Here is a 22,519-nt window from a genome sequence, read left to right on the forward strand (position 1 = left end):
ATCTATGTCCTTTCTTCGTCCTTGGAAACAGCGGTGCTGCTGGAGTGGGAGTGCCCGCCGTGATTGTGGCCAAACAGATGCATCAGCGGGCATAGCAGCAGGATGAGGTACGGCAGGGCCTGCGAAAGATGACCGTAATGCTCACGCGCTACATAGAAGATGCCGATTACGGCCAGCATGATCAGCGCAATGCCAATCTTGCTCTTCCAAAAAGGCGGCTCAGTGGTACTGGTGTGATGGGTATGGTCCACGACAATAGCCTCGTTTCAATGGCGGCCGGATCAGTATAGGTGTCTCAGACTGGACGGAGTTGGCGAGTATCAATAAACGTCAGCGTACGGTCACCTTACCGACCATTCCCGACTGATAATGTCCTGGAATATTGCAGGCGAACTCCAGTTCGGTGGCGGCGGAGAAGGTCCAGATCAACTCTTCGCGTGCTCCAGGTTCGACAAGAACACTGTTGGGGTCATCGTGTTCCATACCGACCATCTTCATGCCGCCCATGGCATGGCCCATATTGCTCATGTCATGTGCACCTGTAGGGGACAGCGTGCCGTTCTGAAACATCGCGGCCATCTCTTTCTGGTGCGCGGCATGGGATGCCGCTTTGCCAAGATTGAATTCGTGTAGCAGTGCACCGTCATTTTTCAGGACGAAGCGAACTGTCTCGCCTGCTTTGATCTCCATTGCTTTGGGTTCGAAGAAGATGTCCCCCATCCGGACTTCGATGGTGCGATCTACTGCCTGACCGTCTCCCGGTTGCCCAATACTGTCTTTCTTGTGGCCCGGGCTGGCCAGCGCATTGGCAGCACTGAGCAGCAAGCCAAGGGTGGTGATTATGAAAGCGGGTCTGAGTTTCATGGTGTGCCTCTGAGGTGTTGAGGAGGGATGAGTCCCGATGCTAATGAGGTGCAGCTGGCGGTACGCTGACGTGAAAACTACATCGCAGTAAGGTTCGTCAGATCGGTGCTACCCAGCCCGCTGCCAACGGGTAGCACCGATGCCGGACTAACGCAGAGCAAACTCACCGACCATCCCCGCCTGGTAATGCCCAGGCAATGTACAGGCGAAGCTCAAACTGCCCGCCTTAGGGAAGGTCCACACGAACTCTTTGGTTGTGCCGGGCTCGACGAGAACCGCGTTCGGGTCGTCATGCTTGGCTTTGATGACTTCCGGATAGCCTGGAGGGTTGGAGTCTCCCGTGCCATAACGCTCATGCCAGACAATGCGCTCGGCCATGCCGGTCGGGGTCAGTGTGCCGTCCTTGAACAAGGACGCCATCTTGCGCTGGTGCTCCAGCTGGGACGCTGCCTGCCCGATGTTGAACTCGTGCATCAACGCGCCCTCGTTCTTCAGAACGAAGCGCACGGTTTCACCTGGCTTCACATCGATCGTTTTCTGGCTGTAGTTGATGTCGTCCATCTTTACCAAGATGGTACGAGTCGCTGGCGTCGCCTGGGCCTGCTGCCCAATGCCATTGCTACTGTCGCTGGTCTCGGCAAATGCCGGAAAAGTGGTGCTGATGAACAGTGTGCTGATCAGCAGCTTAAGAGGGATGCGTTTCATGGTGAGACCTCGCTAGGTAGGCTGGAAATCTCATGCTATTCCCCGCTTCCTGCCAGGCCGCTGACCCCAAAACTACAATTGCGTCAGCTGGAAAAAAGCACGGCGCCATTGAGGCGCCGCTAGGCCAAAGGAGCAATCACGGAAGGCCTGGAAGATGGGGGAAACTCTTACTTATGGCACTCTTTGTCGGCCATCATCAGCTTGTGCTCGCGAATCATTTGACCCAGCACGTCGTCTACTAACTTGTCGTGTTTTTCCATCCAGGCCAAATGATCTTCGGCAGACATGCCTGGAGCAGGATGTTCATTGTGCAGCTGACTCATGAGGTCTTCGAGCATGTTCATGTGCTCCTTCATATGCACATGCCGCTCGCCGACTGGGGCCTTCTCTGCCTGGATCAGCACGGCTTCCGCTTTGTCGCGCATCTGCTGCATGCGCTCAAAGGTACGATCACCCCCCCCTTCGGCCCAGACCATAGAAGAAAGCAGCAGCGAACCAACCAGAAGTAAAGGTTTCAGCGATTTCATGGGGCAGTCTCCATCAGTGCTAACTATGGCCGGCACCTCTGCTTTTGGTCTGTCGAGGGCCGAGAGCACAACCTAGTGCTCATGCTTGCACCCTAGACAAGCCACCCTGTCAGTGAGCTGAAGTCAGAATTACATTTTCGTAAGCTTCTGGTTGGGGCCGCGGTTTGCCTGCAAACTCAGGCCACCCGACTTTTGGAGTCTGCACACATGAAACTACTGGTAGCTGAAGACGAACCCAAAACCGGTACGTACCTCCAGCAAGGTCTCACCGAGGCTGGGTTCAATGTCGACCGGGTTATGACCGGTACAGATGCCCTTCAGCATGCACTTAGCGAAGCCTATGACCTGCTAATTCTGGATGTAATGATGCCTGGGCTGGACGGTTGGGAAGTGCTGCGCATGTTGCGCGCAGCAGGAAAAGACGTCCCCGTACTGTTCTTGACGGCACGCGATGGTGTGGAAGACCGCGTTAAAGGGTTGGAGCTGGGTGCGGACGACTACCTGATCAAGCCATTTGCTTTCTCAGAGCTTCTGGCCAGGGTCAGAACGCTGTTGCGCAGAGGTAATGGTTCGCCGACGCAGACCACCATGAAAATTGCCGATCTGGAAGTCGATCTGATGAAGCGGCGTGCGATCCGTGGCGGGAAAAGAATTGACCTGACCGCGAAGGAGTTTTCACTGCTGGAACTGCTACTGCGCCGGCGCGGCGAGGTGCTCCCGAAGTCGCTGATTGCCTCTCAGGTTTGGGACATGAATTTCGACAGCGACACCAATGTCATTGAGGTTGCGGTACGCCGGCTACGCGCAAAAATCGATGACGATTTCGATCTCAAGCTGATTCATACCGCCCGCGGCATGGGATACATGATGGATGCGCCGGAGTGAATATGAAGCACCTTTCGCTGACAGCACGCATGAGCCTGATGTTCATGTCCGCGGTAATTGCAGTCCTGACGGTAGCAGGGCTGAGTTTCAATATGCTCAGCCAGCACCACTTCAAGATGCTGGATCGGCAGGCCCTGGTGGAGAAACTCGAATCCGCCAAACATATCCTCAACAATGCTCGCGGTGAAGCGAGCCTTTCGGAAGAATTACCGCAGTTGCGAGCCTTGCTGGGAGCCCATCAGGATCTGGCGGCCACTATCCTGGCCAGTGACGGTTCTGTACTGTTCTCCGACCCCAGAGCAGTCGAAGTACCAGAGCGTTTCAGACGTGAAAATGAGCAGAGCATGTGGGAGTGGCAGAACGGCCAACACATGTACCGCGGCATGACGGCGCAAATCTCGGTAGCCGATCAGGCTGAGCCGCTCACAGCTTTGCTGATTCTTGACGTCACCAATCACACACACTTTTTCGACACGCTGCAACGATGGTTCTGGATTGGATTGGTCATCAGTGCCCTGTTCAGTGCCGCGCTCGGCTGGGTGGTTGCTCGCAGCGGCCTTAGGCCTCTGCGGCAAGTCACTCATGTGGCCTCCGGGATGTCCGCTCGCTCGTTACAGGAACGAATCCCTCTCGAACCAGTGCCGCGGGAACTTCAGCAACTGGTTCTATCCTTCAATGCGATGTTGGCTCGGCTAGAGGATGCCTTCGTTAGGCTCTCCAATTTTTCGGCCGACATTGCCCACGAGCTACGCACGCCCGTTAGCAACCTGATGACCCACACCGAGGTCGTGCTGAGCAAGAAACGCGATATCAATGCCTATGAAGAGAATCTCTACTCCAACCTGGAGGACTTGAAGCGCATGTCTCGGATGATTGATGACATGCTTTTCTTGGCCAAGGCTGATAATGGCCTGATCATCCCCGAGCAGGCCAGGATCGAACTGGCTGACGTAGTCTTCAAGCTGTTTGACTACTACCACCTTCTGGCCGAAGAGCATGGCATTGAACTATCGCTCACAGGCACAGGCCAAGTGCTGGGAGATCGGCTGATGCTTGATCGTGCACTTTCCAACTTGCTGTCCAATGCACTGCGCTACACGCCGGTGGGACATACAATTTCGGTTTTGATCCGCGAGACAGCGGACTCCACAACCTTCAGCATCGAGAACCCAGGGGACACAATTAGCTCAGAGCATTTAGAGAAGCTCTTCGACCGCTTTTACCGGGTCGACCCCGCTCGGCGGGAGGGAAGCCCGAGCAACGCCGGGCTCGGACTTGCCATCACCCGATCCATCATTGAGGCTCACAAAGGCCGCATCTGGTGCACCTCAGCCGCCGGCCTCACGGGCTTTCACATCGAATTGCCCCATTCCAGATGATGCCGATCTGGCGGTAAGTAGGCTACAGCTAACCGCTAGCCCAACTTGACAGGGTGGGTGCAACTCGACTGAGCGCAGATTGCATTCGCCATCCAGATAGGTAACGAGCGGTGAGCTGACACCAGATCACCCCATTCGCTCTCGGGTAGTAGTTTATGAAGTTTGAAAACGGCATACCCCACGCTTGCCTCGCCAATCCAATCCAATGCTCGAATGGCTTCCCCCGCTCCAGTAGCGCCTAGAGCCATCAACCATCGAGGCGCATACCGAATCGACACGGTGGTCTTGCCTACCTGAAGCTCCCTAGAGCGTCCGTCGGTTAGAAAGACATACCGAACTGGAACCTGCGTTGTCAGCCCCCATTTGTTTGCGACGCTAGCCCCAGTGGCGACTATCAGCTCACGCTGCACGTTTGCCAATGAGCGGGCGACCTTCTCAGGTGCCGGTGCGCGCAAGCCGAACCGAGTTTCGACTGCTGCAACATAAAGACCCCGAGCAACGCGAAACAGCTTTCCACCCTCGACCAGTCGAGAGAGCCCTCGCTGCACAGCATGGCGAGAACCATGATGCAGGAATCTGCTAGGTGTCAGAACCTCACCTTCTGGAAGCTGTTGAATGATGTCCAGGATTTTCTCGGGAAGAGCCTTCATTGTCCTGTCAAACCTCGTGAGTGGCCCTGCCAAGAACCACCAGAGGTGGCGACCATCTCATGCGGGACACATCATCGAACAATAGACCTGGTGCTTGGCTCCGTCCTGTGAGTACAGGCAATCTCTGTGCGAGTAGGTCTGGCCTGATGCCGTTTTGAAGTCGTAGCCCAAGACTCGTTCGTCCCGGTCATAGACCCTTATCAGCTCGGTCAGCTTCTCCATCGTCCAGTCATTGGATCCATTCAGCCTCGCAGGCAGTACAACCTGGACTGCCTCGACCAGCGTTCCCTCAGCGCGTCTTTGTAGCATGAACACTTGACCATTTCACTCAACGCGGGCGAATGGGAAGAGAAAAAACTAACGCCTTACCAGGTGGTCGTCCTTTGGAGCGAGTGGTCAGCAGCTGCCCGCGGGCGACTGAAAAATGAGCTGGAAATAGCCCGGCAAGAGAACATAAAAGCCAAAAAAGACAAGCAGGCATCCCGCAGTTACCTCTTCTTTGTGGGTGCCCAGGATGCCAAGAACCCTGCAATTTTCCATGTGCTGGATCATCGACTCATTTGCACCGCACATGACGAGCTGGTGTTCCCAGTGCGCAGCTAGGTGCAGATCGGGGCAGCGGAGGGCGGTCTTATGGCAATCCCTCGGGCCAGTTTGAGATGTGTTGTAGCGCACTCAGCTGCCCAGGGAACACTCCTGTGCTCTCGACATAACGCAATGCAGATTGACCATCGCTCCAGCCTACGTACTGCATCAGCGCTTTGAGATCCCAGCCGCTGCGGGTGGCCCAGGTGGCAAAACCGCGGCGCAGCGAGTGGCTACTGTACAGCTCAGCAGGCAGCCCTGCCGCCTGCAGGACAGCGCGCATGAGTGGGACAACGCTATTTGGGTGCAAACCCTGCTCACTTAAGTGCCCCCAGCGATCAACTCCACGGAAGACCGGACCACGCGCAATGCTCGCCAGGCTAATCCAGTCGACGTAGGCCTGTACCGGGCACAGCCTGGCCAACGCCGGTGCGCTAAAGGTCTGGCCTTGGTTGTCCCGGTCACCTTTGCTCCAGGGTAGGAACAGTTGCATGCCCTCCCCGGGCCTTACCTGGATGTGCTCGACCTGCAGGCGGCACAACTCATCACTGCGGAACGCCCGCCAGAAGCCAATCAGGACCAGTGCACGGTCGCGGCAACAGCGCAGCAACCGCGGCCAGTCGTCCTCCGCTCGTGCTCTCCCCTCGGCCTGCTCCAACCACAGCACGCACTGCTCGAGCTGGCGCAGCTGCAAGGGTTCGGCCTGCTTCTCCTGACGCGGATGCAGCGTACGGATGCCTTTGAGGACCTGACGGACCAGTGGGGTCTTGGTTGGATCCGGAAAACCCTGGCTGACATGCCACTGCGCCAGGGCTGCCAGGCGCAGCTTGAGCGTGTTGCTGGACAGCGTGGCGGCGTGGTCGACCAGGTAGCGCACGATGGCATCACTGGTCGCCGGCAAGAAGCCACCCCAAGTCACCTCGAAGTGCTCGAGCGCCTGCTGGTAGCTGCGCCGCGTGTTGGCGCGGGTGCCGGCCTGCAGGTACCGCTCGATGTCCTGGCTCATCTGGGCCTATCCCCCTGGTGTACCGGTGAGCGACTGGCAAACGACGAAAAAGCCGCTTCACCTTGGATAATTCGTGATTACCCAATTCTAGAATACGAAGAGAATAGATAGGAAATTTTTGATAAAGTGCTATGTATTTACATGGTACGTACCACAGAACGAAATCGTCAGGAGTCCCACTTATGGCCCGCGGTGGCATCAACAAAGCTGTCGTGCAGAAAGCCAGGAATGCCCTCCTCGCCCGCGGCATTCACCCCAGTATTGATGCGGTGCGCATCGAGCTGGGCAATACCGGTTCAAAGACCACCATTCACCGCTACCTGAAAGAGCTTGAAGACGCCGAGCGCGGCCGGGATGCGGCCGTGATCCCGCTCAGCGAACAGTTGGCCAATCTGGTCAGCCAACTGGCAGATCAGCTTGAGGAGGAGACGCAGGCCGCCGTGGCCCAGGAGCGCGAACAACTGGCCCGCGAACGGCTCGATTTCCAGCATCGGTTTCGACAGGCCGAAAGCCGCATCCAACAACTGGAAGGCCAGACCGCGCTCGACGCGGAACGACTTCAGGCCACTCATCACGAGTTGCAGCAGGCACGCGAGCAACGGCAACAGGCCGAGATCGAGAACGCCCGCCTACAGCAGGCTAATCGTGACCTCGAGGAGCGGCACAAGGATCGCGACGCACAGATCCACTCGCTGGAGGAAAAACACCGACATGCGCGCGACACCCTGGAGCACTACCGACAGGCCAGCAAGGAACAGCGTGAGCAGGAACAACGCCGACACGAGTCGCAGGTACAACAACTGCAACTAGAACTGCGGCAACTGCAGCAGACCTTGATAATCAAGCAGGACGAACTGACGCAACTGAACCGCGACAATGCACGCTTGCTCACCGAGGCGCGGCAGTTGCAAAAAGAGCGACATGCACAGCAACAGCTAGTGGCGCAGAAAACTCAGACCCTGGAGGCCCTGCAGAGCACGCTGGCCGGCTCCGAACGCACGAATAAAGCCCTTGATCAGCGTTGTCGCACATTGCAGGAGGAGGTGTCCCGGCTGAGCGAAGCCTCCGCGCTTCAGGCGCAGCAGGCGCAGGGCCTGCAGGAGCGCTTGGTCGAAGCCACTACACAGCTGAAGCTACTCGGGGCGCCGCTTGCGAACAGCGATGGCGCATGTAACACATGAACCGGCACACTGAGCCTAAGCGCTGAGCGGAGGTGAAGATGACACTACTTGAGACTGCCAATGAGGGGGCTGCTGAACCTGTCCGGCTGACTACGCCACTGGGCCAGGCCATTGGTAATCTGTTCGCCCGGGCCTTGCCGCTACTGGATGGCAATCCGCCAGGCTCGCTCAAAGTCTTAATCTTCGGCGGCTGCGCGGTGCACCTGCTCACCCATGCGCGTGGTAGTGCGGACGTCGATGCGGAGATCGAGGCGGCCCGTGTGCTGCGTAAGGACGAGATCATGGCCGTCTACACACCGCCAGAGGGTTATGAGGACAGCGACGGCCGCGACTTGCAGGTGTACCTGGACCAGAACTACACCAATGCCCTCGGGCCACTGCACGAGGACTACCGCGAGCGCGCCATCCCCATGGAGGGTTTCGAGGGTGAGCAGCCGCTGCATATCTTCGTTGCCGCCGGCGTGGATCTGGCCATCTCCAAGCTTGGCCGCTTTACGCAAAACGATCAATCTGATATCGAACAGCTCATCGAATGTGGCCGTGTCGATGTCGGCCAGTTTGTTACACTGGCAACAGAGGCAATCGATTATGCCGTGGGCAACCGAAGCGCAATGCTAAGCTGCCTGAAACTGGTCACAGCGAAGTACCTGGAGGATGGGCGAGATGCCACGTCTGGATCGTAAACAAAGCTTTGGCACGCTTCTGGAGACTGTCACCCAGCAGCGTCTTAGCCAAGTTGCGTCCGATGCTCTTGTGGAGCTCGCCAAGCAGTTGTGGTACGAAGAGCGCGACCTCGTGCCAGTACTGCAGCGTGAAGTGGCAGGCAAGCTGCGCGAGCCTGAACAGAAGCTGCGTGCCCTCTATCTCGTCGACCTGCTGCGTCGCTTTCCCTGTGTATCAACGGACAAAGCCGCGCGCCTAAAAGGCTTTGTCAGCAGTTGGTCAAACCTGAAACCAGCAGAGCGCTCACCGCGTGCGACCCAGCTTGTCTCTCGCTACCAACTCGACAAGCTGGCCTATGAATGGGGGCTTGAAGAGGACGTCAGCAAGCAGATGCAGGATGTCCTGGCTTTCCAAACCCGCCATTACGCGGCCACCCAGGGCGTGAAGACGGGCTATTCAGAGCCAACGCCCGTCAGCTAGCAGCAGAGCACGGCAAAATGGACGGGGAATGGCCAATTCAATAAATCACGACCAACGACTCGCTGATCTAACACGCGAGGCATTGGCCGACGTGAGCGAGGGTTTGGTGATCGATCACGCATTGGTCGAGACTTGGGCTCAGAGCCTTGATACCGACACCCCAGTACCTTTGCCAACTCCAGATCGGCCTACTTAATTCGCAGCAGGCCGAACTGATCCTCAGCGGTATCTGGCTGAAGCCATTACGCTAAGCGCGCCTTCGCTTGAGCAGGATTTCCAATCTGTTCGTTTAAGTGCGGCAAGTTACAGAGCGAATGCCCTAATTTTTGCCTTATCTCGGCACGCCCTCTTGTCGAAATAAACTCATTAATAACAATGAGTTACAGGACAAATGAGTGAATTTCCCCCTTGCCTCGGCATAACCTCAATCAGGCGTTCAGAGCCGTTTCTATAATTGACTATAAAAGCCTATAAAGCCCACCCTGAGCAGCTCAGCGACGCTAGAAAAATATTTAAATACAATCAGTTGCAGCGCGTATGTCCTAATTTTCCTTTATCTCGGCATGACCCCAGCTTCATCAACCAGATCGCGGAGCTGGCGGAACACCTGGGCGCTGACATCGAAGCCGTGCGCCTGGGCATCGGCGCGGACTCGCGCATCGGTTATCACTTCATTTACCCGGGCTGCGGCTACGGTGGCTCGTGTTTTCCCAAAGACATGCGCGCGCTGATCCACACGGCCGAGCAAGCCCACTGCTCCAGCGATCTGTTGCAAGCGGTGGAAACCATCAACCAGCGGCAGAAACACAAGCTGTTCGAACGCATCCAGGCGTTCTACAAAGGCGATTTGCGCGGTAGAACCTTCGCGGTGTGGGGCTTGGCCTTCAAGCCCAACACTGACGACATGCGCGACGCACCGAGTCGTACCCTGCTGGAGGCGTTGTGGGGTGCCGGTGCCAGTGTCCGCGCCTTTGACCCCGAGGCCATGCAGCAGACCCAGCAGCTGTATCCCGACGAATCGAAGCTGATGTTGATGGGCACGCCGGAATCGGTTTTGCCGGGGGCCGATGCACTGGTGATCTGCACTGAATGGCAACCGTTCAAGGCGCCGGATTTCGACCTGATCCAGCAACGGCTCAAGGCTGCGGTGATTTTCGATGGCCGCAACCTGTATGACCCGGACCGCATGGCAGACAAGGGCTTTACCTATTTCCCCATAGGGCGCGGGCAATCGTGCAACCTGCCTATCGCTCAGCAAACCTGGTTTCAAGCGTCCAGAAGCGCATGATCTTCTTTACCTCAAAATAAGTGCACTCAAACAGCATTAATATGAATTTGTAAGCAAGGGCCGCGAACGGCACACTGTGCATCGTTCCTCCCCCAACTGTTGGAACACTTAAAGGGCTTTCAGGGATTCTCCCGTAAGCCCCTTTTTTTGTTCGTTTTTTGGATTTTCGCTTAATGCTTTCTCGCTGGTTCCCCGCTGCTATCAATACCCGCCCCACCGAATGGAGCCGGGCCGCCATCGGTATGGCCCTGGGTACGATGTTCAGTGTCTGGCTGTGTGGCCAGGTTTTTGGCCTTGAGGTAGCGCAACACCTGATTGGCCCGCTCGGCGCCTCGGCCGTGCTGTTGTTTGCCGTCTCTTCGGGTGCCCTCGCCCAGCCCTGGTCGATCTTCGGCGGTTACTTGTGCGCCTCGGTCGTGGCATTGCTGGTGGCCCATGTCCTGGGCCGTACCCTGGGAAGCGCCTGTCTGGCGGCCGGCATGGCGCTGGTGTTGATGTGCTGGCTGCGTTGCCTGCACCCTCCGGCGGGCGCCCTGGCGGCGACGATGGTATTGGCCGATCCGTCGATCATCGCCCTGGACTGGCAGGCCGTCGGTGCCGCGATGCTGGCCGGTTCCACCCTGCTCTTGAGTGCATTGGCCTATAACAACCTGACGCGCGTGCGCTACCCCAAACGCGCCAGCGAGCCGACGCCGGTCATTCCCGCCGACCATTCGCCCATCGACCGTCAGGCCATTACGGCTGAGGACTTGAAGCTCGCTCTTGAGCAAATGGAAGCATTCTTTGACGTAACCCCCGAAGATCTCGAGCAATTGATCCACGCCAGCGAACGCAATGCCAGGCGTCGCAGCATCACGGAAGTCCTCTCGGGTCGCGGCTGAGCCTGAGGCTGCTATAAATATGCAGACAGGACCTGCACGTATCCCGGTTGTGCAAGGCAAATTTGCACTGGTACGATCCTGACCGGGTACGCGCGACACAATTCATAAAGAACAATAAAAGCAGGGAGTTAGCGATGACAGCTCAGGTTTCATCACAAGCCTCGGGACCCATCGGAGCCGTGGCTCATGAAGTGCTGGTCGAAGTACGCAACCATATCGGCCACTTGACCCTGAACCGCCCCGCCGGCCTCAATGCCCTGACGCTGGACATGGTGCGCAGCTTGCAACAACAGCTCGATACCTGGGCTATGGACCCACAGATCCGCGCCGTGGTACTGCGTGGTGCCGGCGAGAAAGCGTTTTGCGCCGGCGGCGATATCCGCTCGCTGTACGACAGCCACAAGCAGGGCGACAACCTGCACCAATACTTTTTCGTCGAGGAATACGCCCTCGACCTGACGATTCATCACTACCGCAAACCCATCCTCGCCTTGATGGACGGTTTCGTCCTGGGCGGCGGCATGGGCTTGGCGCAAGGTGCCGACCTGCGGGTGGTGACCGAACGCAGCCGCCTGGGCATGCCGGAAGTCGCCATCGGTTATTTCCCCGACGTCGGGGGCAGCTATTTCCTGCCGCGCATTTCTGGCGAACTGGGCATCTACCTGGGAGTCAGTGGCGTACAGATCCGTGCTGCCGACGCGCTGTATTGCGGGCTGGCCGACTGGTATCTGGACAGCGACAAGCTCGATCGGCTCGATGAACGTCTCGACCGCCTGGAATGGCACGACACGCCCCTCAAGGACCTGCAAGGCCTGCTGGCGAAACTCGGCATGCAGCAGTTGCCTGCCCCGCCTCTGGCCGACCTGCGCCCGGCCATCGATCACTTCTTTGCCCTTGCGGACGTGCCCAGCATGGTCGAGCAGTTGCGTCAGGTCACCGTCGCCAACAGCCATGAGTGGGCGCTGAAAACCGCCGACCTGCTGGAGACCCGCTCGCCCCTGGCCATGGCCGTAACCCTGGAAATGCTGCGTCGCGGCCGGCATTTGAGCCTGGAAGACTGTTTTGCCCTGGAACTGCACCTGGACCGTCAATGGTTCGAGCGCGGCGACCTGATCGAAGGCGTGCGCGCCTTGCTCATCGACAAAGACAAGAACCCGCAGTGGAACCCGCCGACCCTGGAGGCGCTGGACAAGCGCCACGTGGCGAGTTTCTTCGACGGCTTCGACGACCACGGGAACTGAACCATGCACGACCTTGAGCTGACCGAAGAGCAAGTAATGATCCGCGACATGGCCCGGGATTTTGCCCGCGGCGAGATCGCCCCTCATGCCCAGGCCTGGGAAAAAGCCGGCTGGATCGACGACGCCCTGGTGGCGAAGATGGGTGAGTTGGGCCTGCTGGGCATGGTGGTGCCCGAGGAATGGGGCGGTACCTACGTCGATTACGTGGCCTATGCCCTCGCGGTGGAAGAAATCTCCGCGGGCGATGGCGCCACCGGGGCGCTGATGAGCATTCACAACTCGGTGGGTTGCGGGCCGGTCCTCAATTTCGGCACCGACGAACAGAAACAGACCTGGCTGGCCGATCTGGCCAGCGGCCAGGCCATTGGCTGCTTCTGCCTCACCGAACCCCAAGCCGGGTCCGAAGCCCACAACCTGCGCACCCGCGCCGAACTGCGGGACGGCCATTGGGTGATCAATGGCGCCAAGCAATTCGTCAGCAACGGTAAGCGGGCGAAACTGGCGATTGTTTTTGCGGTGACGGATCCTGAGCTGGGCAAGAAAGGCATTTCGGCGTTTCTGGTGCCGACCGACACGCCGGGCTTCATCGTCGATCGCACGGAACACAAGATGGGTATCCGCGCTTCGGATACCTGCGCCGTGACCTTGAACAACTGCACCATCCCCGAAGCCAACCTGTTGGGGGCTCGCGGCAAAGGCCTGGCGATTGCCCTCTCCAACCTGGAAGGCGGCCGCATCGGCATCGCGGCGCAGGCCTTGGGCATCGCCCGTGCAGCGTTTGAAGCGGCCTTGGCTTACGCGCGGGACCGGGTGCAGTTCGACAAGCCGATCATCGAGCACCAGAGCATCGCCAACCTGCTGGCCGACATGCACACCCGCCTGAACGCCGCCCGCCTGCTGATCCTCCACGCCGCCCGCCTGCGCAGCGCCGGCAAGCCATGCCTGTCGGAAGCCTCCCAGGCCAAGCTGTTCGCCTCGGAAATAGCCGAAAAAGTCTGCTCCTCGGCCATGCAGATTCATGGCGGGTATGGGTATCTCGAGGATTATCCGGTGGAGCGCTACTACCGCGATGCGCGGATTACCCAGATCTATGAAGGGTCGAGCGAGATACAGCGGATGGTGATTGCCCGGGAGTTAAAGAACTACCTGGTGTGATGGCTGAAAAAGCATCGCGAGCAGGCTCGCTCCCACATGGGATCTTTGGTGTACGCAATCTCTGTGTACACCTCCGAACCCTGTGGGAGCGAGCCTGCTCGCGATGGCGTCAGTCAGGACGCCGCATTACTTGTCCTGAAACTCCGCCGCCCGCTTGGCCACGAACGCCGCCATGCCTTCCTTCTGATCCTGCGTGGCAAATGCCGCATGGAAGACCCGGCGCTCGAAACGCACACCTTCGGACAGGCTGACTTCAAAGGCGCGGTTGACGCTTTCCTTGACCATCATGCTGATAGGCACTGACTTGGAGGCGATCAGAGCGGCGGTTTTCAGCGCGTCGTCGAGCAATTCATCAGCCGGCACGATGCGCGCAACGATGCCGCAACGCTCCGCTTCCACTGCATCGATGAAACGGCCGGTCAGGCACATTTCCATGGCCTTGGCCTTGCCCACTGCGCGAGTCAGCCGCTGGGTGCCGCCCATGCCCGGCAGTACGCCCAGGTTGATCTCCGGCTGACCGAACTTGGCATTGTCACCGGCCAGGATAAAGTCGCACATCAACGCCAGCTCGCAACCACCGCCCAAGGCAAACCCGTTCACCGCCGCGATGATCGGCTTGCGCCGGTTGGCCACGCGGTCGCTGTCGCTGAACAAGTCATCGAGGTAAATCTGCGGGTAGGTCAGCTCGGCCATTTCCTTGATGTCGGCACCGGCGGCAAAGGCTTTTTTCGAGCCGGTCAGCACGATGCAGCCAATCTTTGGATCAGCCTCCAATGCATCCAGCGCCTGGTTCAGCTCGCTGACGATCTGCGCGTTCAAGGCGTTCAACGCCTGGGGACGGTTGAGGGTGATCAGGCCAACGCGGTCCTTGATCTCCAATAAAATCGTTTCGTAGCTCATGCAGGACTCCTGTTCAAAGATTGCGCGAAATGACCATGCGCTGAATGTCGCTGGTGCCTTCGTAGATCTGGCAGACGCGCACGTCGCGGTAGATGCGCTCCAGCGGAAAATCGTTGAGGTAACCGTAACCGCCCAGGGTTTGCAACGCCATGGAGCAGACTTTTTCGGCCATTTCCGAGGCGAACAGCTTGGCCATGGACGCTTGCACCAACGCCGGCTGGCCGTTGTCGCGCAAAGCAGCGGCGTAATGGACCATTTGCCGCGCCACGGCGATCTGGGTGGCCATGTCAGCCAGACGGAACGCCACGGCTTGGTGTTCGATAATCGGCTTGCCGAAACTTTGCCGCTCGCGAGCATAGTCGCGGGCCGCTTCGAACGCCGCGCGGGCCATGCCCACGGACTGCGCCGCGATACCGACCCGTCCGCCTTCCAGGTTCGCCAGGGCGATCTTGTAGCCCTCGCCCTCCTCCCCCAAACGGTTGCCCACCGGAACACGGACATCCTCGAACAGGATCTGGCAGGTGTCGGAGGCGTGCTGGCCCAGTTTGTCTTCGACCCGCGCCACGCTGTAGCCCGGCGAATCGGTGGGCACGATGAACGCACTGATGCCACGCTTGCCGGCGCTCGGATCGGTCACCGCAAACACAATCACCACCCCGGCGTTCTGCCCGGAGGTGATGAACTGCTTGCAACCATTGAGCACGTAGTGATCGCCCTCCAACCGTGCCCGGGTCTTGAGGCTACTGGCGTCCGAACCGGCCTGGGGCTCGGTCAATGCAAAGGCACCGAGCATCGCACCGCTGGCCAGGGGGGTGAGGAATTTGGCCTTCTGTTCATCGCTGCCGAACTTGAGGATCGGCACGCAGCCCACCGAGTTGTGCACGCTCATGATGGTCGAGCACGCCCCATCGCCGGCGGCGATCTCTTCCAGGGCCATGGCATAAGTCAGGTAACCGGTGTCGCAACCGCCCCACTGCTCCGGCACGAGCATGCCGAAGAAACCCAGTTCGGCCATTGCAGCAATGGCTTCCTTAGGGAAGCGGTGCTCGCGGTCCCACTCAGCGGCGAACGGTTTCAAGCGCTCCTGAGCGAACTGCCGGGCCACGTCGCTGATTTGAGTCTGTTCTTCAGTCGGGAGCATGGTGATTCCTTAATACAGGCATTCAACGGCCATGGCCGTGGCTTCGCCGCCACCGATGCAGATGGCCGCGACGCCACGCTTGAGGCCTTTCTGGCGCAGGGCCGAAAGCAGCGTCACCAGGATCCGCGCGCCCGACGCACCGATGGGGTGGCCCAGCGCGCAGGCGCCGCCATGGACGTTGACCTTGTCGTGGGGGATCTCCAGCGCGCCCATGGTCGCCAACGCCACCACTGCGAAAGCCTCGTTGATTTCAAACAGCTCCACGTCGTCGAGCGACCAACCGGTTTTGTCCATCAGTTTCTTCACCGCGCCGATGGGGGCGGTGGGGAACAGGCTCGGCGTGTCGGCAAAAGCGGCGTGGCCGTGAATCACCGCCAACGGCTTCAGGCCTCGCTCCCGGGCCTGGCTCTGGCGCATCAACACCAGCGCTGCGGCACCGTCAGAGATGGAGCTGGCATTGGCTGCAGTGACCGTTCCGCCCTCACGGAACGCCGGTTTGAGCGAGGCGATCTTGTCCAGACGAGCCTTGGGCGGCTGCTCATCGTGGCGCACGGTGACCTGTTCCTTGCCGACCATGACCTGCAACGGCACGATCTCGGCGTCGAAGCTGCCGTCCTTGATCGCCTGTTGGGCTCGGGTGGTGGAAGCGATGGCGAAAGCATCCTGGGCTTCGCGGCTGAAACCATTGGCTTCAGCGCAATCTTCGGCAAAGGTGCCCATCAGGCGGCCCTTGTCGTAGGCATCTTCCAGGCCATCGAGGAACATATGGTCGAGCACCTTGCCGTGGCCCATGCGCAAACCGCTGCGGGCGCGGTCGAGCAGATACGGGGCGTTGGACATGCTTTCCATGCCGCCAGCCACCACCACCTCGGCGCTGCCGGCGATCAGCATGTCATGGGCAAGAATTGCCGCCTCCATGCCCGAACCACACATCTTGTTGAGCGTGGTGCAGCGGGTCGATTTATCGAGCCCGGCCCCCAGTGCGGCCTGGCGCGCCGGAGCCTGGCCCTGGCCTGCCGCGAGCACACAGCCAAACAGCACTTCTTCAACCGCATCAGGGGCAATGCCGGCCCGCTCCACGGCAGCTTTAATGGCGGCGGCTCCCAGTTGCGGAGCGCTGAGGCTTTTCAGTTCACCTTGAAAGCCGCCCATGGGGGTGCGGACGGCGCTGACGATAACAATCGGATCGTTGGACATGACAATTGCTCCTACTTGGCAGCCATACGCAAGGCGCCGTCGAGACGGATCACCTCACCGTTGAGCATGGTGTTTTCAATGATATGCCTGACCAGCGCCGCGTACTCGGCCGGTTTGCCCAGGCGCGGTGGAAAAGGCACGCCAGCGGCCAGGGAGTCGCGTACTTCGGGTGTCATGCCGGCCATCATCGGCGTTTCGAAAATGCCCGGGGCGATGGTCATCACACGGATGCCGAAGCGCGCCAGTTCCCGGGCGGCCGGCAGGGTCAGGCTGACGATGGCGCCTTTGGAGGCCGCGTAGGCTGCCTGGCCGATCTGGCCGTCGAAAGCCGCCACCGAAGCGGTATTGATGATCACGCCACGCTCACCCTCGGCATCGGCCTCGGTTTCACTGATGGCGGCGGCGGCCAGACGCAACAGATTGAAGCTACCGATCAAGTTGACGTTGATCACCTGGCTGAAGCTGGCCAGCGCGTGCGGGCCGTTCTTGCCGAGGATCTTCTCGCCGCGCACGATGCCGGCGCAGTTCACCAGGCCATTGAGGCCACCGAACGCCGCCAAGGTGGCCTTGACCGCCGCGTCTGCCGCCGCTTCGTTGCTGATGTCCGCCACCACGCTCTGGCAGCCCAGCATCTGCGCCTGGGCAGCCACGGCTTCGGCGTTGAGGTCCACCAGCATCACCTTGGCACCGGCCTTGACCAGCATCTCGCCGGTGGCCGCGCCGAGGCCGGACGCGCCGCCGCTGACGAGGAAAATCTTGTTGTCGATCTGCATCATGGTTTCCTTGGATTCAAGCTGAAACGTTAGGCGCCGCGGCCTCTTGAGCCTTGGCGATCTCCTGGTTGCGCAAGATAAAGCGCTGCAACTTGCCGCTTGGGGTTTTCGGCAAATCACTGACAAATTCGATTTCACGGGGATAGGCGTGAGCGGCCAAGCGCTTACGCACGTGCTGGCGCAACTCTTCGGCCAGCTCTGGCGCGGCGCGGTATTGGGCGCTGAGCACCACGAAGGCTTTCACCAGTTCGGTGCGTTCGGGATCGGGCTTGCCGACCACCGCAGCCTCGACGACGGCGGGGTGTTCGATCAGTGCGCTTTCCACGTCGAACGGGCCGACGCGATAGCCGGAGGTGGTAATCACGTCGTCGCTGCGGCCGACGAAGCTGATGCTGCCATCGGGGTTGAACTCAACGGTGTCGCCGCTCAGGTAATAATCGCCGACGAAAGCCTTGGTTGGCCCGCCCTCGTAACCGGCGAACCAGCACATCGGTGACTGGCTGCGGTCGACAGCGAGAATGCCCGGCTGGCCCACGCCCAATTCACGGTTATTTTCATCCAGCACCACGATCCGGTGGCCCGGCGAGGCGAAACCAGCCGCGCCCATGTGCACCGGATGCTCCAGCCCGTGGTGATTGCACAGCACCATGCCCAGTTCGGTCTGGCCGTAGTGATCGTGGATCACCACATTCAGGTTGTCGGCAAACCAGCGGATGACCTCCGGGTTCAGCGGCTCTCCGGCGCTGCTGACCGCGCGCAGCGTGCCCTTGATCGAGCGGGCGAACTGATCGCCCCCGGCGATCAACAAACGATAGGCAGTGGGTGAACCGGCGAGGTTGGTGATGCCGTACTTGTTGATGACTCGGCAAGTGCTTTCCAGGGTGAACGGCCCATCGTAGAACGTGATGGGATGCCCCATGGCCAGAGGGCCGGTCACACCGAAGTAGATGCCGTAGGCCCAGCCCGGGTCAGCGACGTTCCAGAAGGCGTCTTCGGGACGCAGGTCCACGGCGTCACGCATGTAGCTCTGGAATGCGACGATGGCCTTGAGCGGCACCGACAGCGCCTTGGCCGGCCCAGTGGTGCCGGAGGTAAACATCAACAGGAACGGGTCTTCGCCACTGAGCATCACCGGTTCGCACTGGTTTGCATGGTTCGCCACTTCTGCCCAGAAACTGTAATCGCCGCGAACGATGCCCTGGCCTTTTGCGCCGCCGACCGTGACCACTGTGGGGCAACCGGCTACATCGTTGAGTTTGGGGCGATTGACCGCGTCGGTGACCACAACACGCGCACCGGAGCTGCCCAGACGGTGTTCGATGGCCTTGGGGCCGAACGCGGTGAACAACGGCTGATACACCGCGCCGATGCGCCACGTGGCGAGTACCACGATCAGCAATTCAGCGGTACGTGGCAGCAGGCCGGCCACCTTGTCACCCTTGCCCACGCCTTGGGCCAGGAGGAAATTGGCAAAACGTGCGGCGTTGTCCTGCAGGTCACGGTAAGTCCAGGTCGCGTCGCTGCCGTCGCGACCCTCCCAGAACAAGGCAATACGCCCCGGCAACGCATGCCGGTCGCAACACTCGACACAGGCGTTCAATGCCTTGAGCGAGCCGTGCAGTGCGGTGTTGACGGTGTGCAGGTAATCGAACTGTGACGTGGCGGACGAGTAATCGCGCATGACCAGAATCCCTCTGTACTTTTTATTGGTTGGGGGAACCGTAAACAGCAGGGAAATACTCGCGCCGAAGGGCTTGGGCGGCAATGGTCAAAGCCATCAAGTTGCTTGACTGGTTTGGCCATGGTTGGGTGATGTGGCGTCTGGGAGGCCGTTATCGCGAGCAGGCTCGCTCCCACCGGGGCAATGCGAACCTTATGTGGGAGCAAGGCTTGCCCGCGATAGCGCAAGCCCACTCAACCCACATCCCGGATCAGCCAGGATCGTTGAGAATCAGGCTGCGATAATGTCCCGGATTGGACCCGGACCACTTGCGAAACGCCTTGTAGAAGGAGCTGGCATCGGCAAACCCCAGGCGTGCGGCGATTTCCACGAAACTGATGGAAGGTTCGGCCAGCCAGTTGATGGCCAACTCTTTGCGCACACTGTCCTTGAGCCCTTGATACGTCTGGCCCTCCTCCGCCAAGCGGCGGCGCAGGGTCGACGCCGAAACGCACAACTGCTGGGCCAGAGCCTCGGTCTCCGGCCACTGCTCGGGTGGCAATTGGCGCAGGTCGTGTCTGATGCGGCTGGCGAGGCTTTGCGGGTCGCGATATTTGACCAGGATGTTGGCCGGTGCCTGGGCCAGAAAGCGGTTGAGTTCCTCGGTGCTGCGTCGGATGGGCAGGTCCAGGCATTCGGCGGAGAAGATCATCCGGGTGCGGGGCCGGTCAAAGCGTAGGTTCCGGGAGAACATCACACGATAGTCGTCGCAGAAATCCGGTTCCGGGCAACGCAACTCAATGGAAAGAATCGGAATACGCCGCCCGGCCAGCCAACAGGCCACGCCATGAACAATCATCCAGTAGGTGAAATAGGTGAAGGCCCGGCGCGGCTCCTGATCGTCCTCCAGCAGGACGATTTCCGCCAGGCTCTGCTGGCGGACCCATTGGGCCGGCAACTGTTCGAACATCAGCGAGAGGAACCCCAGCCCCGCCGTCAGGCCGCTCGCCAGCGTGGGTTGGGCCATGGCGCACTGGCAGAGAAACGCCAGGCTACCCGACTTGAGCTTGCGCGGGTCCATGCCAAAAAACTCGTCATCCAGGCGTCGGGCGAGCAAACGCCAGAGCCGCGCATAAGCATGGGCCGGGACCCGCGCCTGGGAGTCGTCGAGCAACGCAGGGTCTATGCCGACCTTGCTCAGAACCTCATCGGTGGCCGCTCCGGGAGCGCAGCTTTGCAGCAGCGCCTCACGTACCAACTGGATGGAGATGGTGTCTTTTTCCGACATGGCACGAGCTTTCACAGGATCCGGTAAAGCAGCCGCTCGATCCGCACCCGGCTGACCCGTTTCAGAAACCTGGCGACTGCGGCGGGATAGTCCGGCAGGGTTTCCAGGTCCAGATATCGATTGATGCGCCGGGTGTGCTGGTAAATCTGCTCAAGCTCGGCCTGACGCGGCCCCAGCAGTTCGCCCTTGGGGTCATCCAGCAACAAAGCGTTTTCCAGGTCCAGGCGAAACGCCCGTGGATTGAGGTTATTGCCGGTCAGCAAGGTGTAGCGCTCGTCGATCCACATGCCCTTGAGGTGATAGGTATTGTCACCGTCACGCCACAGGTGCAGGTTCAGTTGGCCGCTGTCGATGTAACGCTGATGCCGCTTGGCGAAGCGGCGCAGGCTGATTTCGTAGAGATAGGGCAGCGCGGCGATGATCTTGAACGGCTCGCTGGGCGGCATGTAGAAGTCGTTGGCGGTTTTGTCGCCGACGATAATGTCGATCCTGACCCCGCGAGCCAGCGCGCGATTGATTTCCCGGGTCACCCCCAGGGGCAGATTGAAATACGGCGTGCAGATGGTCAGTTGCCGGCGACTGCTGGCAATCAATTCTCCGATCACCCGGCTCAACGGATTGTTCTTGCCCACGCCCAGCAACGGGCTCACCGACAGGCCGCTCTTGTCGAGGTTGCCGGCCTGCGTGTCATACGCGGCGTACTTGAGCCGGCTGCGCAGATCGCCGATGTCCTTGCGCAGGCTGCGAGTGCTGGGCAGGTTCGGCAAATCCAGGCGATGCACGGCGCTGGAGGCAATCAAGCCATGCTGTACCAGGTGCTGCATCGAGTCGGCCAGAGCCTCGTTGCGCAACAGGTGGTAGCGGTCGTAGCGGTATTTGTCGAATTTGTGCAGGTAGACGTTATTGAGGCTGGCACCGCTGTAAAGCACGCAGTCGTCGATCACGAAGCCTTTGAGGTGCAGCACGCCGAACAACTCGCGGGTCTGCACCGGCACGCCGTAGATCGGCACTTCGCTGGCGTGAGTGCGGGTCTGCTCCTGATACCACGCCGAATTGCCCGGCTGCTTCTTGGCGCCGATCAGCCCGCGCTGGGCCCGCAGCCAATCCACCACCACGACCACGTCCAGTTCCGGACGCTTGGCCTTGGCGGCGTGCAAGGCATCGAGGATTTCCTGCCCGGCCTCGTCCTCTTGCAGGTACAGGGCGACGATGTAGATGCGCTGGGTGGCCTGGGCGATTTGCTCCAGCAGGCAACGGCGGAACTCGGCGGCGCCATCGAGGATGGTCACGGCATCGGCGGTCAGTGCAAAGCTGCGCAGCTTAGGCAGCAAGGGGCGTTTGAAAAGCGACGGCATAGGGCTCGCAAAAGGTCGAATCCGAAGAGTGGTTGAGCTTACACCATCGATGGGTTCGGGTCTTCAGGGCGTCATGAAAAAACAATTTGACCAAGGAGAACGATCGTTCTACTGTTAGTGACATGAACGAAATCAATAGCAATGAGACCCGAGACATTATTCTCGATGTCGCCGAAAAGTTGATCTATAAAAGTGGCATCGCGGCCACCGGCATGGATCGGCTGGTGAAAACCGCCGGCGTCTCCAGAAAGAGCATTTATCGCTACTTTGCCAACAAGGACGATCTGATCGTGGCCGCACTCCAGCGGCGCGACGAACGCTGGATGCACTGGTTCAGCAGTGAGGTCGACAAGGCCCCTACTCCGCGCGCCCGGCTGCTCAACCTGTTTACCGTGCTCAAAACCTGGTTCGACAGCGAAGGTTTCCGTGGCTGTGCGTTCATCAACACCAGTGGCGAAACCGGCGACCCACAGAACCCGGTCCGCCAAGTCGCCAAACTGCATAAACAGAAGTTGCTCGACTATGTAACCCGGCTGTGCACAGAACAAGGCGTCGAGAGCCCGGATGCCTTGGCCCGGCAGTTACTGATCCTGATCGATGGCGCCATTACCGTCGCACTGGTCATGGGCGATCACAGCGCCGCCGACCAGGCCCAAAACATACTGAAGTCCTTATTGGCTGAAACTGAATAACCCGTTCCCGTAAACCGCTGTGC

General features: G+C 59.7%; 23 protein-coding genes and 1 pseudogene. 11 read left to right on the forward strand and 13 right to left on the reverse strand.

The annotated features are described in order from the left end of the window. Positions 1–2 precede the first annotated feature (2 nt). From HQ912_RS15235 to HQ912_RS15250, 4 genes are all read right to left on the reverse strand, one after another. Positions 3–251, reverse strand: a complete 249-nt coding sequence (locus tag HQ912_RS15235; RefSeq protein ID WP_003246761.1) for a DUF2933 domain-containing protein — start codon at positions 249–251, stop codon at positions 3–5. A gap of 79 nt (positions 252–330) precedes the next feature. Next, the gene (locus HQ912_RS15240; protein WP_003246762.1) at positions 331–864 is read right to left on the reverse strand and encodes a plastocyanin/azurin family copper-binding protein; all 534 of its coding nucleotides are present in this window, start codon (positions 862–864) and stop codon (positions 331–333) included. A 147-nt stretch (positions 865–1,011) separates the two neighbouring features. After that, positions 1,012–1,569, reverse strand: coding sequence for a plastocyanin/azurin family copper-binding protein (locus HQ912_RS15245; protein WP_024616818.1), 558 nt, complete (start codon positions 1,567–1,569; stop codon positions 1,012–1,014). 167 nt (positions 1,570–1,736) lie between these two features. Then, entirely contained in the window at positions 1,737–2,096 is a 360-nt protein-coding gene (locus HQ912_RS15250; RefSeq protein WP_024616817.1) for a co-regulatory protein PtrA N-terminal domain-containing protein, read from the reverse strand. A 207-nt stretch (positions 2,097–2,303) separates the two neighbouring features. On the opposite strand from HQ912_RS15250, the gene HQ912_RS15255 reads away from it, so the two are divergent. After that, the gene (locus HQ912_RS15255; RefSeq protein ID WP_004374688.1) at positions 2,304–2,981 is read left to right on the forward strand and encodes a heavy metal response regulator transcription factor; all 678 of its coding nucleotides are present in this window, start codon (positions 2,304–2,306) and stop codon (positions 2,979–2,981) included. A 2-nt stretch (positions 2,982–2,983) separates the two neighbouring features. After that, a complete protein-coding gene (locus HQ912_RS15260) occupies positions 2,984–4,360 on the forward strand; it encodes a heavy metal sensor histidine kinase (RefSeq protein WP_016487036.1) in 1,377 nt (458 codons plus the stop codon). Positions 4,361–4,395: 35 nt separating this feature from the next. Here the strand turns inward: HQ912_RS15260 and HQ912_RS27670 are convergent, their stop codons facing one another. Next, complete coding sequence (locus tag HQ912_RS27670; protein WP_222129867.1) at positions 4,396–5,010, reverse strand: DUF6088 family protein; 615 nt, start codon at positions 5,008–5,010, stop codon at positions 4,396–4,398. A gap of 315 nt (positions 5,011–5,325) precedes the next feature. Between HQ912_RS27670 and HQ912_RS15265 the strand changes: the two genes are divergently transcribed. Then, the gene (locus HQ912_RS15265; RefSeq protein ID WP_016487034.1) at positions 5,326–5,613 is read left to right on the forward strand and encodes a hypothetical protein; all 288 of its coding nucleotides are present in this window, start codon (positions 5,326–5,328) and stop codon (positions 5,611–5,613) included. A gap of 28 nt (positions 5,614–5,641) precedes the next feature. On the opposite strand, the gene HQ912_RS15270 is transcribed toward HQ912_RS15265, so the two are convergent. Next, positions 5,642–6,601, reverse strand: coding sequence for a site-specific integrase (locus HQ912_RS15270; RefSeq protein ID WP_039588648.1), 960 nt, complete (start codon positions 6,599–6,601; stop codon positions 5,642–5,644). A 182-nt stretch (positions 6,602–6,783) separates the two neighbouring features. Here HQ912_RS15270 and HQ912_RS15275 point away from each other — a divergent pair, with 182 nt between their 5' ends. From HQ912_RS15275 to HQ912_RS15305, 7 genes and pseudogenes are all read left to right on the forward strand, one after another. Next, complete coding sequence (locus tag HQ912_RS15275) at positions 6,784–7,782, forward strand: DNA-binding protein (protein ID WP_039588649.1); 999 nt, start codon at positions 6,784–6,786, stop codon at positions 7,780–7,782. Between the two features lie 38 nt (positions 7,783–7,820). Next, on the forward strand, positions 7,821–8,465 hold the full coding sequence (locus tag HQ912_RS15280; protein WP_039588650.1) for a DUF6036 family nucleotidyltransferase: 645 nt from the start codon (positions 7,821–7,823) through the stop codon (positions 8,463–8,465). Further along, positions 8,446–8,925: a hypothetical protein gene (locus tag HQ912_RS15285; RefSeq protein ID WP_004374702.1), complete on the forward strand. Its 480-nt coding sequence runs from the start codon at positions 8,446–8,448 to the stop codon at positions 8,923–8,925. The genes HQ912_RS15280 and HQ912_RS15285 overlap by 20 nt, the downstream gene beginning before the upstream one ends. A gap of 571 nt (positions 8,926–9,496) precedes the next feature. Beyond that, positions 9,497–10,213: pseudogene (locus HQ912_RS15290) on the forward strand (UDP-glucose dehydrogenase family protein); the annotation flags it as partial. Positions 10,214–10,386: 173 nt separating this feature from the next. Then, positions 10,387–11,094 carry an HPP family protein gene (locus HQ912_RS15295; protein ID WP_076384904.1) on the forward strand — a complete coding sequence of 236 codons (708 nt, stop codon included), beginning with the start codon at positions 10,387–10,389 and terminating at the stop codon, positions 11,092–11,094. A gap of 134 nt (positions 11,095–11,228) precedes the next feature. Further along, positions 11,229–12,335, forward strand: a complete 1,107-nt coding sequence (locus HQ912_RS15300; RefSeq protein ID WP_173406982.1) for an enoyl-CoA hydratase/isomerase family protein — start codon at positions 11,229–11,231, stop codon at positions 12,333–12,335. Positions 12,336–12,338: 3 nt separating this feature from the next. After that, positions 12,339–13,490 carry an acyl-CoA dehydrogenase family protein gene (locus HQ912_RS15305; protein ID WP_160892689.1) on the forward strand — a complete coding sequence of 384 codons (1,152 nt, stop codon included), beginning with the start codon at positions 12,339–12,341 and terminating at the stop codon, positions 13,488–13,490. Positions 13,491–13,616: 126 nt separating this feature from the next. Here HQ912_RS15305 and HQ912_RS15310 read toward each other — a convergent pair whose 3' ends face one another. From HQ912_RS15310 to pssA, 7 genes are all read right to left on the reverse strand, one after another. Further along, positions 13,617–14,390, reverse strand: a complete 774-nt coding sequence (locus HQ912_RS15310) for an enoyl-CoA hydratase (RefSeq protein WP_047226494.1) — start codon at positions 14,388–14,390, stop codon at positions 13,617–13,619. Between the two features lie 13 nt (positions 14,391–14,403). Continuing rightward, positions 14,404–15,531, reverse strand: coding sequence for an acyl-CoA dehydrogenase (locus tag HQ912_RS15315; RefSeq protein ID WP_047226495.1), 1,128 nt, complete (start codon positions 15,529–15,531; stop codon positions 14,404–14,406). Between the two features lie 9 nt (positions 15,532–15,540). After that, positions 15,541–16,728 (reverse strand): acetyl-CoA C-acyltransferase, encoded by a 1,188-nt coding sequence (locus tag HQ912_RS15320; RefSeq protein WP_160892687.1) that lies wholly within the window; start codon positions 16,726–16,728, stop codon positions 15,541–15,543. 11 nt (positions 16,729–16,739) lie between these two features. Further along, a complete protein-coding gene (locus HQ912_RS15325; RefSeq protein ID WP_173406983.1) occupies positions 16,740–17,501 on the reverse strand; it encodes an SDR family NAD(P)-dependent oxidoreductase in 762 nt (253 codons plus the stop codon). A gap of 16 nt (positions 17,502–17,517) precedes the next feature. Further along, positions 17,518–19,182, reverse strand: a complete 1,665-nt coding sequence (locus tag HQ912_RS15330) for an AMP-binding protein (RefSeq protein WP_173406984.1) — start codon at positions 19,180–19,182, stop codon at positions 17,518–17,520. Positions 19,183–19,432: 250 nt separating this feature from the next. Beyond that, a complete protein-coding gene (locus HQ912_RS15335) occupies positions 19,433–20,449 on the reverse strand; it encodes an AraC family transcriptional regulator (RefSeq protein WP_076384912.1) in 1,017 nt (338 codons plus the stop codon). Positions 20,450–20,460: 11 nt separating this feature from the next. After that, a complete protein-coding gene (gene pssA / locus HQ912_RS15340) occupies positions 20,461–21,804 on the reverse strand; it encodes a CDP-diacylglycerol--serine O-phosphatidyltransferase (protein WP_107322495.1) in 1,344 nt (447 codons plus the stop codon). Positions 21,805–21,926: 122 nt separating this feature from the next. On the opposite strand from pssA, the gene HQ912_RS15345 reads away from it, so the two are divergent. Continuing rightward, positions 21,927–22,496, forward strand: a complete 570-nt coding sequence (locus HQ912_RS15345) for a TetR/AcrR family transcriptional regulator (RefSeq protein WP_160892677.1) — start codon at positions 21,927–21,929, stop codon at positions 22,494–22,496. Positions 22,497–22,519 lie beyond the last annotated feature (23 nt).

This window comes from Pseudomonas sp. MPDS, from assembly GCF_013283895.1.
GTDB classification, from domain to species: Bacteria; Pseudomonadota; Gammaproteobacteria; order Pseudomonadales; family Pseudomonadaceae; genus Aquipseudomonas; species Aquipseudomonas rhizophila.

Bases quoted from the DNA above. Each gene is read 5' to 3' on its own strand.
- HQ912_RS15245 (WP_024616818.1), bottom strand. From the start codon at position 1,569: ATGAAACGCATCCCTCTTAAGCTGCTGATCAGCACACTGTTCATCAGC.
- HQ912_RS15250 (WP_024616817.1), bottom strand. From the start codon at position 2,096: ATGAAATCGCTGAAACCTTTACTTCTGGTTGGTTCGCTGCTGCTTTCT.
- HQ912_RS15320 (WP_160892687.1), bottom strand. From the start codon at position 16,728: ATGTCCAACGATCCGATTGTTATCGTCAGCGCCGTCCGCACCCCCATG.
- HQ912_RS15305 (WP_160892689.1), top strand. From the start codon at position 12,339: ATGCACGACCTTGAGCTGACCGAAGAGCAAGTAATGATCCGCGACATG.
- HQ912_RS15310 (WP_047226494.1), bottom strand. From the start codon at position 14,390: ATGAGCTACGAAACGATTTTATTGGAGATCAAGGACCGCGTTGGCCTG.
- HQ912_RS15270 (WP_039588648.1), bottom strand. From the start codon at position 6,601: ATGAGCCAGGACATCGAGCGGTACCTGCAGGCCGGCACCCGCGCCAAC.
- HQ912_RS15325 (WP_173406983.1), bottom strand. From the start codon at position 17,501: ATGCAGATCGACAACAAGATTTTCCTCGTCAGCGGCGGCGCGTCCGGC.
- HQ912_RS15330 (WP_173406984.1), bottom strand. From the start codon at position 19,182: ATGCGCGATTACTCGTCCGCCACGTCACAGTTCGATTACCTGCACACC.
- HQ912_RS15345 (WP_160892677.1), top strand. From the start codon at position 21,927: ATGAACGAAATCAATAGCAATGAGACCCGAGACATTATTCTCGATGTC.
- pssA (WP_107322495.1), bottom strand. From the start codon at position 21,804: ATGCCGTCGCTTTTCAAACGCCCCTTGCTGCCTAAGCTGCGCAGCTTT.
- HQ912_RS15315 (WP_047226495.1), bottom strand. From the start codon at position 15,531: ATGCTCCCGACTGAAGAACAGACTCAAATCAGCGACGTGGCCCGGCAG.
- HQ912_RS15275 (WP_039588649.1), top strand. From the start codon at position 6,784: ATGGCCCGCGGTGGCATCAACAAAGCTGTCGTGCAGAAAGCCAGGAAT.
- HQ912_RS15285 (WP_004374702.1), top strand. From the start codon at position 8,446: ATGCCACGTCTGGATCGTAAACAAAGCTTTGGCACGCTTCTGGAGACT.
- HQ912_RS15260 (WP_016487036.1), top strand. From the start codon at position 2,984: ATGAAGCACCTTTCGCTGACAGCACGCATGAGCCTGATGTTCATGTCC.
- HQ912_RS15300 (WP_173406982.1), top strand. From the start codon at position 11,229: ATGACAGCTCAGGTTTCATCACAAGCCTCGGGACCCATCGGAGCCGTG.
- HQ912_RS15335 (WP_076384912.1), bottom strand. From the start codon at position 20,449: ATGTCGGAAAAAGACACCATCTCCATCCAGTTGGTACGTGAGGCGCTG.
- HQ912_RS15240 (WP_003246762.1), bottom strand. From the start codon at position 864: ATGAAACTCAGACCCGCTTTCATAATCACCACCCTTGGCTTGCTGCTC.
- HQ912_RS15295 (WP_076384904.1), top strand. From the start codon at position 10,387: ATGCTTTCTCGCTGGTTCCCCGCTGCTATCAATACCCGCCCCACCGAA.
- HQ912_RS15255 (WP_004374688.1), top strand. From the start codon at position 2,304: ATGAAACTACTGGTAGCTGAAGACGAACCCAAAACCGGTACGTACCTC.
- HQ912_RS27670 (WP_222129867.1), bottom strand. From the start codon at position 5,010: ATGAAGGCTCTTCCCGAGAAAATCCTGGACATCATTCAACAGCTTCCA.
- HQ912_RS15280 (WP_039588650.1), top strand. From the start codon at position 7,821: ATGACACTACTTGAGACTGCCAATGAGGGGGCTGCTGAACCTGTCCGG.